Origin of the sequence: Sphingopyxis sp. USTB-05 (assembly GCF_023822045.1) — a bacterium.
GTDB lineage: Bacteria > Pseudomonadota > Alphaproteobacteria > Sphingomonadales > Sphingomonadaceae > Sphingopyxis.
This window is the reverse complement of sequence record NZ_CP084712.1, coordinates 3,416,145-3,428,744: the sequence shown is the minus strand read 5'-3', so window position 1 is coordinate 3,428,744 and position 12,600 is coordinate 3,416,145. Positions and strand designations below refer to the sequence as shown.

The window sequence follows — 12,600 nt, the reverse complement described above, 5'->3', positions numbered from 1 at the left end:
GCCGACCCGGATGCGATTACGGCTTGCGGCCGTCAAAAATCCTTAGCATCATTAAGTAATGATCGATCTCGCCGCACCGCTTTCCGCCTTCATGACCCGCGTCGCTCGCCCCGGCGCCCTTTCGGGACTCGCCCGCCTGTCGGGCGGGGCGAATATGGAAAGCTGGGCGTTCGACTGGGGCGAGGCGGAGCAGGTGGATCGCTATGTGCTGCGCCGCGCGCCGTCGGCGGACTATATGGAAGGTCGGCCCTATGGCCATGCCGACGAGGCGGCGCTGGTGATCGCGGCGCATGATGCCGGGGTAAAGGCGCCCGAAGTCGTCGGCGTGCTGGAGCCGGGCGACGGCATGGGCACCGGCTATGTGATGCGGCGCGTGATCGCCGAAGTGAGCCCGGCGAAGATTCTTGCGGACCCGCCGCCGTCGCTGCTCGCCGACCTGGGGCGCGAGCTTGCGCGCATCCACGCGATCCCGGCCGGCACGATCCCAGCGGCGATCCCGCTGATGGACACGGCCGAGGCACTGGCCGAACTCAAGGCCCGCTTTCTGTCGTACGGCGGCGACCGGCCGGCGATCGCGCTCGCGATCAAATGGTGCGAGGATCATCTGCCCGAACCGGCGATGCCTGTGCTGGTCCATGGCGATTATCGGATGGGCAATGTGATGGTCGACGGTGAGGGCCTGGCCGCCGTGCTCGACTGGGAACTTGCGCATCGCGGTGACGCGCATGAAGATCTGGCGTTTGGCTGCATGACCGTGTGGCGCTTTGGGCGGCTCGACAAGCCCGCGTTCGGGGTCGGCAGCATCGACGATTATTTCGCGGCCTATGAAGCGGCGGGCGGAGCGAAGGTCGACCGCGGCCGCTTTCGTTTCTGGCTCGTCTATCGGACCTTGTGGTGGGCGCTCGGCTGTTTGCAGATGGGGCAGATGTGGCGGAACGGCGCCGACCGGACGGTCGAGCGCGTCGTGATCGGCCGGCGCACCGCCGAGCAGGAGCTTGATCTGCTCTTGCTGCTCGAAGCCGAAGCGCCGGAAGTGGAGCGCGATCGGCCGCTGCCGCCATCGCCGGATGCCGCACCGGCGCCGGTGGGCGAGCCGACGAATGCCGAGATGGTGCAGGCGGTGCGCGACTGGATCGAGGCATCGATCAAACCGAAAGCGGAGGGCCATGCCAAGTTTGAGGCGGTGGTCGCGATGAACGCGCTCGGGATCATATTGCGCGATCTCGACGCTGGCGTGCGCGCCGAGGATGCCGTGCTGTCGGCGGCTCTGCTGTCGGGAGCGACGACGCTCGCCGAGCCGGGGCTGCTTGCAAAGCTGCGGCGTGTCCTGCTCGACAAATGCGCGATCGACAGCCCCAAATATGCTGCGCTCGGCGCGGCGCGCGCGGCGTGGCGCGGATAGAAGATAAAAGGGAGAGAGACATGGATTTTGCGATGCCCGCCGACCTGCAGGCGTATCTGGACGAGCTTGATGCGTTTATCGACGCCGAGATCAAACCGCTCGAACTTGCGGACGACAATATCCGTTTCTTCGACCATCGCCGCGAACATGCGCGCACCGACTGGGACAATCAGGGGCTGCCGCGCCACGACTGGGAAGACCTGCTCAAACAGGCGACGCGCAAGGCCGATGCGGCGGGGCACTGGCGCTTCTCGGCGCCCAAGAAGTACGGCGGCAAGGACGGCAGCAATCTGTGGATGGCGGTGATCCGCGAGCATTTCGCGGCGAAGGGATTGGGGCTCCACAACGATCTTCAGAATGAGCACAGCATCGTCGGCAATTTCCCCTTCGTCGAAATGTTCGAACAGTTCGGCACCAGCGACGAACAGAAGCAGGAATTCATCCTCGGCGGGTTCGAGGGCAAGCGCCGCACCGCGTTCGGGCTGACCGAGCCCGACCATGGCAGCGACGCGACACATATGGAGACGCGCGCGGTCCGCGAGACGCGCGATGGCGTCGACGGCTGGCTGATCAACGGGCGCAAGATGTGGATCACCGGCATGCATGTCGCGACGCATTGCGCGACCTTCTGCCGCACCAGCGGCAATGACGGCGATGCGAAGGGCATCACCTGCCTGCTCGTGCCGACGGGGACCGAGGGCATGACCGTCGACGAATATATGTGGACGTTCAACATGCCGACCGACCATCCGCGCATGACCTTCATCGACGTTTGGGTGCCCGACGATGCGCGGCTCGGTCCGGAGGGCGGCGGGCTGTCGATCGCGCAGAGCTTCGTTCACCAGAACCGCATTCGGCAGGCGGCAAGCTCGCTGGGCGCGGCGGTGTTCTGCATCGAGGAAAGCGTTCGATATGCGCGTGAGCGTAAGCCGTTCGGCGAGGCGCTGGCGAAGAATCAGGCGATCCAGTTCCCGCTCGTCGAACTCGCGACACAGGCCGAGATGTTGCGCCTGCTGATCCGCAAGACCGCGTGGGACATGGACAACACCCCGCACAAGGAGGTCGAGCGCACGCTCTCGGACAAGGTCAGTATGTGCAATTACTGGGCGAACCGCCTCGTTTGCGAAGCTGCCGACCGCGCGATGCAGGTGCATGGCGGCATCGGCTATTCGCGGCACAAGCCGTTCGAGCATATCTATCGCCACCACCGCCGCTATCGCATCACCGAAGGCGCCGAGGAAATCCAGATGCGCAAGGTCGCGGCCTATCTGTTCGGCTATATGGGGCCGCGCAAAGAGACGCTGGGCCGAATCTGATCGGGATGGACTCTCCTCTTCCGGTTGCGGCATGATCGGCGCAACGAGCAGAAGAGGAGAGGACCATGGCCGAAGCCGACCGCGCCAAGGATGCGACATCGTTCCGGATATTCCGGGGCGCCGACGCTCCCGATCTCAACGAAACCGACAAGATGACGCTCGCCGGCCTGACACCGATCGTCGAGGCGGGCATCGGGCGCTGGGTCGCCGCTGGCGTTGGCGAAGGGAACATCACCAAAGCGCTGTTCTCGCTCCCGCATATGAGCCTGACCTATGCGTGGTTCAAAAGCGGTTTCGCATTGCCGCTGCACAGCCATAATGCCGACTGCCTCTATTATATCATCGCGGGTTCGTTGAAGCTCGGCACCGAGGAACTGGGCGCGGGCGACGGTTTTTTCGTCGGCAGCGACGTGCCCTACACGTACAAGCCCGGCCCGGATGGGGTCGAAGTGCTCGAATTCCGAACGGTCGAAAGCTTCGACATGAAGTTCCAGGGCCGGACCGAGGCCTATTGGGACAAGGTCGTCGCGGGGATGGATGCCGCGCGGCCCGCTTGGAGTTCGGAAGCGCCGCCTTCCGGGCGTGCTTAGCGTTTTCTCACAAACTCCGCGCGCAGCACCAGCCCCTTGATGCCGTCGTGGCGGCAGTCGATTTCCTGCGCGTCGCCGGTCAGGCGGATCGACTTGATCACCGTGCCGACCTTCAGCGTCTGGCCCGCGCCTTTCACGTTCAAATCCTTGACCAGCACGACCGAGTCGCCATCGGCGAGCAGATTGCCGACCGCGTCGCGTACTTCGGGACCCGCGGCGGCCGCGGCGTCGCGCGCGGCAATGTCGCTGGCGGACATCCATTCGCCGCTCGCTTCGTCATAGACATAATCCTGGTCGTCGCTGGTCATTCTTTTATCCCGGTTTGCGGAAGCGCAAGGTGAACTGGTCGGTCTTGCCGCGGATTTCCTTGTCGAAGACATTGGCCGTGCGCGGATCGGCGGGAAGGCGATAGAGGTCGCTTTCCGCATCAAGCTTGAAACCCGCTTTGGTCAGTGTGGCGATGACCGCATCCTTGTCGATCCGGTGCAGGCTGTCCGACAGCGTCGTACCGCTGCCCTTCGCCGCGCTATGGTCGACGACGACGAGCGTGCCGCCGGGTTTGAGCGCCGCGAACAAAGCTGCGCTCGCCTTGTCGCCGGTGCCCGCGGCAAAGGGTTTCAGATAGAGGTCGTGGAAATTCTGCACGGTGATGATCGTGTCGAGCGGTTCGGGAAAGGCGGGCGCCGCGAACGGACCGGCGACGGCATCGACATTGGTATAAGCGGCGTCGATCGCGGCCTGATCGTCCCCATATTGTTTCTTGAAGGCGATGAATTCGGCGGGCTGGAAGGCATAGACCTTGCCCGCCGGGCCGACTGCGCCGGCTAGCAGGCGCGTCACATAGCCGCCGCCCATGACGAAATCGCCGACCTTTTGCCCGGGCTTGATCTGCGCAAAGGTGAGCAGTTCGGCGGGTTTGCGCGACGCATCGCGTTCGCGGTCGGCGGCGGGGCGCGCGGGATCGGCGAGCGCGGCCTTATAGTCGGGGGCGGGCGAGTCCTTGGCGGCGAGCGGGGTCGCCGAAACGGCGAACAACAGGGCGAACGTGAGCGGACGGATCATGGCAGCAACTCCCAATGATTTTGTCCCGTCACCATAGCGCCTTGTCGCGGGCGCCGCGCGTTTATTTGCATATCGCAATTTTGATGATAGGTTTCTTCGTGAAACTAAAAAATCTGGCCAAAATGCTTGGGAGAGCGGACATGCATGATCTGGTGATTCGCGGCGGCACCGTCGTCGATGGTTCGGGCGGAGCGCCCTTTGTCGCGGACGTTGCGATCGATGGCGACCGGATCGTCGCGGTCGGCGAAAATCTCGGCTCAGGACGGGAGGAAATCGACGCTGCCGGCAAGATCGTCACCCCGGGCTTCGTCGACGTCCACACCCATTATGACGGGCAGGCGACGTGGGACGCCGAAATGGCGCCGTCGAGCTGGCACGGCGTTACCACCGTCGTGATGGGCAATTGCGGCGTCGGCTTCGCCCCCGCCAAGCCCGACCGCCACGAATGGCTGATTTCGCTGATGGAAGGCGTCGAGGATATTCCCGGCACCGCGCTTGCCGAGGGCATGTCGTGGGATTGGGAAACCTTTCCCGAATATATGGACGCGCTCGAAAAACTGCCGCGCACGGTCGACGTGGCGTGCCACGTCCCGCACGGTGCCGTCCGCGCTTATGTGCTCGGCGACCGCGAGAAACCCGGTGCGATCCCGACCGACGCGGACATCGCCGAAATGTCACGCATCGTCGAGGAGGGCGTGCGCGCCGGCGCGCTTGGTTTCTCGACCAGCCGCACCGTGCTGCACAAGTCGATCGACGGCGAACTCGTCCCTGGCACCACTGCGACCGCCGAGGAACTGGTCGCGATCGGGCGCGCAATGGGACGCGTCGGTTACGGTGTGTTCGAAATGGCGAGCGACATGAAGCGCGAGTGGAACGAGTTTCAGTGGATGGGCGACCTCAGCCGCGAAACCGGACTGCCGGTGACCTTCGCCGCATTGCAATCGATCGCCAAGGAGCTGCCGCTCGAAGAGCAGATTGCGGAAATGCGGAAACAGAATTCGACCGGCGCGAACATCGTCGCGCAGATCGCACTCCGCGGCAACGGCATCATCATGGCGTGGCAGGGCACCGTGCATCCGTTCCGTTTCAAGCCCGCATGGAACGAGATTATCGACCTGCCCTGGGCCGAGCAGCTCGCGAAGCTGAAAGATCCCGCGTTCAAGGCACGGATGATCGAAGAGGCGAATGTCTGGCCCGAAAGCGACATTCTCGACTTTCTGAAGGTCGTCGCCGAAGGCTGGCCGGTCCATTTCGAAATGGACCCCGATTTCAACTATGAGCCCAAGATGGACGAGAGCATCATGGCGCGCGCGGTCGCCGCGGGCGTCTCGCCCTCCGAATATGCATACGACCTCCTCATGAAGGATGACGGCAAGGGTTTCATCTATTTCCCGATTTTGAACTACCGCGACGGCAACCTCAATTTCCTGGAGGATTTGCAGGCGTCGGACGATACGGTGAACAGCCTGTCGGACGGCGGCGCGCATTGCGGCACGATCTGCGACGCCGCCTCGCCGACCTTCATGCTTCAGCACTGGGTTCGCGACCGCAAAGGCCATCGCATCGCACTCGAACACGCAATCAAACGTCAGTGTCGCGACACGGCGATACTCTATGGCCTCGAAGATCGCGGCGTGCTCGCGCCGGGCTATCTTGCCGATCTGAACGTCATCGACATGGATTCGATCAAGCTCGGCAAGCCCTGGCTCGCATTCGACCTGCCCGCGGGCGGCAAGCGCCTGCTGCAAAAGGCCGACGGCTATGTCGCGACGGTCAAGTCGGGTGTCGTGACGTTCAAGGACGGCGAAATGCAGGGGCCGACGCCGGGCGGCGTCATCCGCGGTCCGCAGCGTGTTGAAATGGCGATGGCGGCGGAGTGATGCGAGCGGTCCAGCTTCGCGCGCCCGCCTCGCTCGACAATCTGACGCTGACCGATCTTCCCGACCCCGGCGACCCGGGGCCGGGTGAGATTCGTGTGCGGCTGGCAGCCTCGTCGCTGAACTTCCACGACTTTGCGGTGGTCGCCGGGATGATCCCCACCGTCGACGGACGTATTCCGATGTCCGACGGCGCGGGGACGGTTGAGGCGGTCGGTGAGGGCGTCACCGACTATCGCGTTGGCGACCATGTCGTGTCGCTCTTCTTTCCCTTCTGGGCCGATGGTGCGGCGCCGCCGAACGCCTTCACGCAGGTGCCGGGTGACAGCATCGACGGCTATGCCCGCGAAGTGGTGGTGACGCCGCAGCAATGGTTCACCCATGCGCCGAAAGGCTGGTCGGCGGCCGAGGCGGCGACGCTGACCTGTGCCGGACTGACCGCGTGGCGCGCGCTGTTCGTCGATGGCGTGACGCAGCCGGGCTCGACCGTGCTGGTGCAGGGCAGCGGCGGGGTTTCGGTGTTCGCGTTACAATTCGCCAAGGCGGCGGGCGCGCGGGTGATCGCGACAAGTTCGTCCGATGCGAAGCTCGATCGGCTGAAGGCGCTCGGCGCCGACGAGCTGATCAATTACAAGGACGTCCCGGAGTGGGGCGCCAGGGCGCTCGAACTCACCGGCGGGCGCGGTGTCGATACGGTGGTCGAGATCGGCGGTGCGGGCACGCTCGACCAGTCGATGGTTGCAACGCGCGTCGGTGGGCATGTCGCGCTGATCGGTGTGCTCGCCGGCATAGTCGGGCCGGTGAAAACAGCGCTGCTGATGAGCAAGAATCTGCGCGTACAGGGTCTTACCGTCGGCAGTCGCGCGCAGCAACTTGCGATGATCGCGGGAGTCGAGGCGAACGGCATCCGCCCGATCCTCGACCAGCATTTTCCCCTCGAAAGTCTTGCCGATGCCTTCCGGCATCAGGCGGCGAACGCGCATTTCGGCAAGATCATCGTCGATATCTGACGCTCAGCGCGTGAGCAGGTCCGAAGGCAAGGTCGGTTCGCTGACGATTTTCGCCATGCGCCGCCACATCTCGTCGCGACTGGGCTTGCCGCGCTCGACATAGGCGCGGACCATCGTCTCGCCGAGACCATAGTTGATCACATAGCTGCGATATTGATCGGTGAAGCTGATCGATTGCTCGGCGCGCTGCGGCGAGACGAGCAGATATTTCTGGGTGAGCGCGACGGCTGTCGGGCGATCGATCGCGCCGTCGAGATATTGCTGCGCGATCGTCAGCCGCGCCCCCGAAGCGCGCTTGATCGCCGCGAGCAATTGCCAATAGCGGTCGTCCGACGGCACCGCTATCTCGGCGATCGGCATCAGCACGTCGCGTTCGGTGTCGGCTTTGCTGCTTTCGGGAAAGGCGAGGTCGATACCGTAATTCGCGCTGCCCTCGGCGATCAGGCTCTGCGGACTATAGAGCGGATAGACGCTGAATTCGTTCCAGCCGCGCTCTTTCACCAGCTTTTCCTCAAGTTTCATGTTGAGGAGATGATGTCCCGGATAGCCCTCGTGGCACCCAAGGTCGAGTGCGCGCGACAGGCGGATCGGCAGGTCGGTGTTGACCTGGATCAGGCTGTGATAGCCGCCCTGATAATAATTATAGCCGCTCCAGCTCTTGCCGGTCACGAATTCCAGCCGAAAGCTTTCGCCTTCGGGCATCGGGATATGCGCCATGCTGCGCCCGCGGCATCGCGCGATCGCGGCGTCGAAGGTTTTCTGCAGGCGGTCCTTGGGGATGGTGAAGGCGTCGAGATACGCCTCGACGCGATCGGCGAGCGCGCCGTCGCCAGGGACGAGCGCCTCGATTTTCGCGAGTTCGGCGTCGTAGCTCGCGAGCGGCTTCAGTCGCGGGCGCACACCGAACAGCCGCTCGGCCTCGTCGGCAAAGGCGAAGCGGGTGCCCTGCATCATCTGCAGCCGCGTTTCGGCGGCGCGGAGCTGCGCCCGGAGAAAGGTCGCGCGGCGTTTCGCGAGCGGGTCAGAGATGCGCCGGGCCGCAAGATCGACCTCTGCCATCAACGCACGCGTCGCCGTGAGCAGCGCTGGTTTGTCGCGCGGCGCCGTTTCGGCCGCCTTCTGAAGCTCGGGCGGGCCGTAATAGGCGTCGATATAGCCGGGCTCGTGCGTCCCGATTTCGAGGGTGAGCCGCAGATATGCGGCTGCAATCTCGTCGAGCGCCTTGGTCGAGGCGGCCGTGCGGCGGACGTCGAGTGTGGCGAGGTCCGGCTTGGCCGCCGAAGGTCGGGTTTCGCTTGCGGCGCACCCCGAAAGGAGGGCGATCAGCGACAGGGCGATGAGTTTGCGCATCACGCGGCTATACCGCTGCTTTCGCTGGTGTCACGCACATCGCCGTCAGCGGCGATTTCCGCATCGGACTGGCTTTCGGCCGCGTCATGATCGGGATGGAGCGGTGCGAAGCGCAGCACCGCGAAACCGACAAGCGCTGCCATCAGCGATCCTGTCAGGATACCGATCTTCGCCTCCTCGACCAGCAGCGCATCGCCCGGAAAGGCGAGGCCGCCGATGAACAGGCTCATCGTAAAGCCGATGCCGCACAATATCGCGACGCCATAGACCTGGAGCCAGGTCGCGCCGCGCAGTCGGCCCGCGATTCCCAATTTGACCGCCAGCCAGACGCTGCCGAAAATGCCGATCTGCTTGCCGAGGAAAAGGCCGGCAGCGATCCCGACCGGCAGCGGCGCGAAAATCTGCTGGGCGGTGAGCCCGCTGATATCGACCCCGGCGTTGGCGAAGCCGAACAGGGGAACAATGCCGAACGCGACCCAAGGGTGCAGCGCATGTTCGAGCTTGTGAAGCGGCGAATGTGCACTGTTGGGTTCCCCCGGCGTGCGTTCGAACGGGATGGTCATCGCAGTAAGTACCCCGGCGATCGTGGCGTGGACGCCCGAAAGCAGCATCGCGTACCAGAGGAAGGCGAACATCAGGAGATAAAGGGGCAGGCTCTTCACGCGCAGGCGTGCCATCGCGAACATCAGGCCAAGGATGACCGCCGCCACCCCGAGCGCGGCGAGATTGATCTTCGCAGTATAGAAGAGCGCGATGATCGCGACCGCGCCCATGTCGTCGACGATCGCGACGGTGACGAGGAACAATTTGAGCGAGGTCGGCGCGCGTTTGCCAAGCAGCGCAAGCACGCCCATCGCAAAGGCGATGTCGGTGGCCGCAGGGATAGCCCAGCCTTGCGCCAGCCCCGATGTGTTTCCCGCGAAGAGAATGTAGATGACTGCAGGAACCGCCATTCCGGCTGCCGCTGCAATGAACGGCAATCGGCGCCGGTCCCAGCTTGCGAGCCTTCCGTCGACGAACTCGCGCTTGATCTCCAGCCCGACGAGCAGGAAGAAAACCGCCATCAATCCGTCGTTGATCCACAGATGGACCGTCATCGGGCCGAGCTTGTCGGTAAGTATCGGTCCGGTAACGGCGTGAATCGCGTCGTGATAAAGCGGCGCGAACGACGAATTGGCAACGATCATCGCCAAAATGGATGCGAAAATAAGAAGAATTCCGCCTGCGCTTTCACTTCTCAGGAATTCTATCAATGCTGAATGGGGTGGAAATCTGCGGATCATCGGTCAGGTGTTTCTTTGATTTGTCAGTGAAATTGACAGTTAATCAATGATATAGTCGTCTTTACAAATCTGCTCTGTTCACTAGCAGTATCGATATTGATGACATTAGGTGATCGGTGGGGGCAGGGCTAGCACATTGGAGCAGTCGACCGCATGGCTGGAATGGTTGGTGATGGGGGCCAGTCACGAACTGATGCTGTTCGCCTCGGTCGGGATTCTGCTGTTCGGGCTCGACGACCTGCTGTTCGATGCGTTGTGGCTGGTGACCCGCCGCCGTGGACCATCGCTCGCCCCGAACGCGCCGCCGGTGGAGGGACGCTTCGCGGTCTTCGTGCCCGCATGGGACGAAGCCGATGCGCTTCCGGCAATGCTCGATCGGACGCTCGCGGCGTGGAGGGACGAGGATTTTCGACTTTACCTCGGCTGCTATCCCAATGATGCCGCGACCCTCTTTGCCGTATCGCCGCTCGTCGCGCGCGACCGGCGGCTGCGGCTTGTCGTGGGCAGCGTCGAGGGGCCGACCACCAAGGGCGACAATCTCAACGGCTTGTGGCGCGCGCTTGGCGATGACGAGCGCGCCGAGGGCATGCGTTTCGCCGCCATCGTCCTGCACGACGCCGAAGATCATGTTCATCCGGCCGAACTCGCACTTTACCGCCGCTATCTCGGCGAAAATTCGATGGTGCAGATTCCGGTCGTGCCGTTGATCAGGCACAGAGAACGCTGGATCGGCGGGCATTATGGCGACGAATTTGCCGAAGCGCATGGAAAGGAATTGGTCGTTCGCTCGCGCCTCGGCCTGCCGCTGCCGTCAGCGGGAGTCGGCTGCGCGCTGACGCGTAGCTCGCTGGCGTTGCTGGCGCTCGAGCGTGGCGGCGAGCCTTTTCGCTGCGACAGCCTGACCGAGGATTATGAGATGGGCATGCTGATCGGCGCCTATGGCCTTCGAACGCGCTTTATCGACACGGTCGGACCCGCGGGTGACAGGATCGTATCGCGAGGGGCTTTTCCGGGGGAAATCGAAAAGGCGGTGCGGCAGAAGTCGCGCTGGATTACCGGGATCGCCTTGGCGGGCTGGGACCATCTCGGCTGGCTTGGTGCGCGGCGTGATAAGGCCATAGGCGCCGGCGCCGGCCGGGCGTGGATCGGGCGCTGGATGCTGTGGCGCGATCGTCGCGCGCCGCTTTCCGCGCTCATTCTAATGGCGGCTTATGCAGGGCTGATCTTCACGATCGCTGGCTGGGCGGGGCAGTTTCTGCTGGACTGGCGTGCCGTCGAGCTGGGCGGCGGCATGCGGTTGCTGCTGATGTTCAATGCCGTGATGCTGTGTTGGCGGATCGGCGTTCGCGGGCATTTTACGGCGCGCTGGTACGGTTTGCGCGAGGCGATGATTTCGTTGCCGCGTGTCTTTTTTGCCAATGTGATCGCGATGCTCGCTGCGCGACGTGCGATCGGACTTTACTGGCGGATGCTGCGGTCGGGCAAGGTTGTTTGGGACAAGACCGACCATCCGGATCATGAGGTCGCGCACCAGGACGGCTTTGTCAGGATGGGGGCGTGATGATGATGCGCCGCCTCGACGTGCGCCGTGACGCGCCCGCACTGCGCTTTCTGCTGTTATGCGTCGGCGGCTGGATAGCGATGCGGGTTGTGATGGTCGGGAATCCGGCCACCTCTTTTGCGCTCGATCCCGTCGAAGCGCCTTTGTCGCCGTCTCCCCTTGCGGCGGGCCGTGCCGTCGCGGACATCCCGCCTGTCGCCCGCATCGATGAGCAAGATCTCTCGACGCACCGGCGTGTTGGCGTGCCGGCCTTCTTCGAGGTCGCCCCGGCTTCGATCGAAAACGAGTCCGTTTCCGTCGATTTGGGCGCCGATCGCGATAGTCTTCGGCTTGCCCCGGTCGCGCCGCTGTCGCCTTCGCCGCCAGATGATGTCGCGCTCTCTGCCTCCCCGACTATCGGAGGGCTCTGGTTTCCGCTCGCACCTGCCGAACACTCCGATCCGGGGAACGGCAAGCCATTCTGGATTCAGCGGCAGCTTGGCGGATGGGCGCTCGCGAACTGGGTCTATTTGCGCCAAGGCTCCGGCTCCGCGCCCGAGAACATCGGTGCGGCGAGCCAATTGGGTGGGAGTCAGGCGGGTGTGCGGCTGGACTATGGCTTTCGCGATGACGGGCGCGTCCGCGCCTATGGGCGCGCGACGGTTGCCATTCAGCGCCCGCAGCAGCGCGAGATCGCGTTCGGCCTCGCCCTTGCCCCACTCGCGCACCTGCCGGTCGATATTGCGATCGAGCAGCGCGTCACGCTGGGCAGAGAGGGGCGCACCGCGATCGTGATGATGGCGAGCGGCGGCGTTTCGAGGGTTGCGCTGACGGCCGGTTTCCGGCTCGACGCCTATGCGCAGGCGGGCGTCGTCGGCGTGCGGCGGCGCGACGCTTTCGCCGACGGCGCAATCGTCGTCGATCGCCACCTCGGCCCCGACGACACGTCTCTCCTGCGGCTTGGCGCGCTCGTTGCGGGAGCGGTACAGCCGGGCGCCGCGCGGGCCGATGTCGGTCCGCGGCTGACTTTGCTCCTGCCCGATCTGGGCGAGGGCACCCGCATCGCGCTCGACTGGCGCCAGCGCCTTGCTGGCAATGCGCGCCCCGAAAGCGGCCTGGCGCTGACGCTGGCGAGCGACTTCTGAACGCCGGAAAATTTAGCCACCGCCG

The 12,600-nt window shown here is 64.2% G+C and carries 11 protein-coding genes; 7 read left to right on the top strand and 4 right to left on the bottom strand.

Features of this window, described 5'->3' with window-relative positions; translation table 11 throughout:
• Nucleotides 1–58: 58 nt before the first annotated feature.
• From KEC45_RS16020 to KEC45_RS16010, 3 genes are all read left to right on the top strand, one after another.
• On the top strand, nt 59–1,402 hold the full coding sequence (locus tag KEC45_RS16020; RefSeq protein ID WP_062176658.1) for a phosphotransferase family protein: 1,344 nt from the start codon (nt 59–61) through the stop codon (nt 1,400–1,402).
• Between the two features lie 20 nt (nt 1,403–1,422).
• Nucleotides 1,423–2,718 (top strand): acyl-CoA dehydrogenase family protein, encoded by a 1,296-nt coding sequence (locus KEC45_RS16015; protein WP_062176661.1) that lies wholly within the window; start codon nt 1,423–1,425, stop codon nt 2,716–2,718.
• A gap of 65 nt (nt 2,719–2,783) precedes the next feature.
• Entirely contained in the window at nt 2,784–3,308 is a 525-nt protein-coding gene (locus tag KEC45_RS16010) for a hypothetical protein (RefSeq protein ID WP_062176664.1), read from the top strand.
• Here KEC45_RS16010 and KEC45_RS16005 read toward each other — a convergent pair.
• Entirely contained in the window at nt 3,305–3,616 is a 312-nt protein-coding gene (locus KEC45_RS16005) for an alkylphosphonate utilization protein (RefSeq protein WP_062176668.1), read from the bottom strand. The genes KEC45_RS16010 and KEC45_RS16005 overlap by 4 nt on opposite strands.
• 4 nt (nt 3,617–3,620) lie before the next feature.
• Nucleotides 3,621–4,370: a class I SAM-dependent methyltransferase gene (locus tag KEC45_RS16000; protein WP_062176670.1), complete on the bottom strand. Its 750-nt coding sequence runs from the start codon at nt 4,368–4,370 to the stop codon at nt 3,621–3,623.
• Nucleotides 4,371–4,510: 140 nt separating this feature from the next.
• Here KEC45_RS16000 and KEC45_RS15995 point away from each other — a divergent pair, with 140 nt between their 5' ends.
• Together KEC45_RS15995 and KEC45_RS15990 are read left to right on the top strand one after the other, a co-directional pair.
• Nucleotides 4,511–6,250, top strand: coding sequence for an amidohydrolase family protein (locus KEC45_RS15995; RefSeq protein WP_062183354.1), 1,740 nt, complete (start codon nt 4,511–4,513; stop codon nt 6,248–6,250).
• Nucleotides 6,250–7,257, top strand: a complete 1,008-nt coding sequence (locus tag KEC45_RS15990) for an NAD(P)-dependent alcohol dehydrogenase (RefSeq protein ID WP_062176673.1) — start codon at nt 6,250–6,252, stop codon at nt 7,255–7,257. The genes KEC45_RS15995 and KEC45_RS15990 overlap by 1 nt, the downstream gene beginning before the upstream one ends.
• Nucleotides 7,258–7,260: 3 nt before the next feature.
• Here KEC45_RS15990 and KEC45_RS15985 read toward each other — a convergent pair whose 3' ends face one another.
• Nucleotides 7,261–8,607, bottom strand: coding sequence for a hypothetical protein (locus tag KEC45_RS15985; RefSeq protein ID WP_252172043.1), 1,347 nt, complete (start codon nt 8,605–8,607; stop codon nt 7,261–7,263).
• On the bottom strand, nt 8,607–9,890 hold the full coding sequence (gene nhaA, locus KEC45_RS15980; RefSeq protein ID WP_062176680.1) for a Na+/H+ antiporter NhaA: 1,284 nt from the start codon (nt 9,888–9,890) through the stop codon (nt 8,607–8,609). The genes KEC45_RS15985 and nhaA overlap by 1 nt, the downstream gene beginning before the upstream one ends.
• A gap of 136 nt (nt 9,891–10,026) precedes the next feature.
• Between nhaA and KEC45_RS15975 the strand changes: the two genes are divergently transcribed.
• A complete protein-coding gene (locus tag KEC45_RS15975; RefSeq protein WP_062176682.1) occupies nt 10,027–11,451 on the top strand; it encodes a glycosyl transferase family protein in 1,425 nt (474 codons plus the stop codon).
• Nucleotides 11,448–12,575: a hypothetical protein gene (locus KEC45_RS15970; protein ID WP_152682259.1), complete on the top strand. Its 1,128-nt coding sequence runs from the start codon at nt 11,448–11,450 to the stop codon at nt 12,573–12,575. The genes KEC45_RS15975 and KEC45_RS15970 overlap by 4 nt, the downstream gene beginning before the upstream one ends.
• Nucleotides 12,576–12,600: the final 25 nt, after the last annotated feature.

Coding starts and splice junctions, on each gene's coding strand:
- nhaA (WP_062176680.1), bottom strand. CDS start 9,890: ATGATCCGCAGATTTCCACCCCATTCAGCATTGATAGAATTCCTGAGA.
- KEC45_RS16010 (WP_062176664.1), top strand. CDS start 2,784: ATGGCCGAAGCCGACCGCGCCAAGGATGCGACATCGTTCCGGATATTC.
- KEC45_RS16015 (WP_062176661.1), top strand. CDS start 1,423: ATGGATTTTGCGATGCCCGCCGACCTGCAGGCGTATCTGGACGAGCTT.
- KEC45_RS15985 (WP_252172043.1), bottom strand. CDS start 8,607: ATGCGCAAACTCATCGCCCTGTCGCTGATCGCCCTCCTTTCGGGGTGC.
- KEC45_RS16005 (WP_062176668.1), bottom strand. CDS start 3,616: ATGACCAGCGACGACCAGGATTATGTCTATGACGAAGCGAGCGGCGAA.
- KEC45_RS15995 (WP_062183354.1), top strand. CDS start 4,511: ATGCATGATCTGGTGATTCGCGGCGGCACCGTCGTCGATGGTTCGGGC.
- KEC45_RS15990 (WP_062176673.1), top strand. CDS start 6,250: ATGCGAGCGGTCCAGCTTCGCGCGCCCGCCTCGCTCGACAATCTGACG.
- KEC45_RS16000 (WP_062176670.1), bottom strand. CDS start 4,370: ATGATCCGTCCGCTCACGTTCGCCCTGTTGTTCGCCGTTTCGGCGACC.
- KEC45_RS16020 (WP_062176658.1), top strand. CDS start 59: ATGATCGATCTCGCCGCACCGCTTTCCGCCTTCATGACCCGCGTCGCT.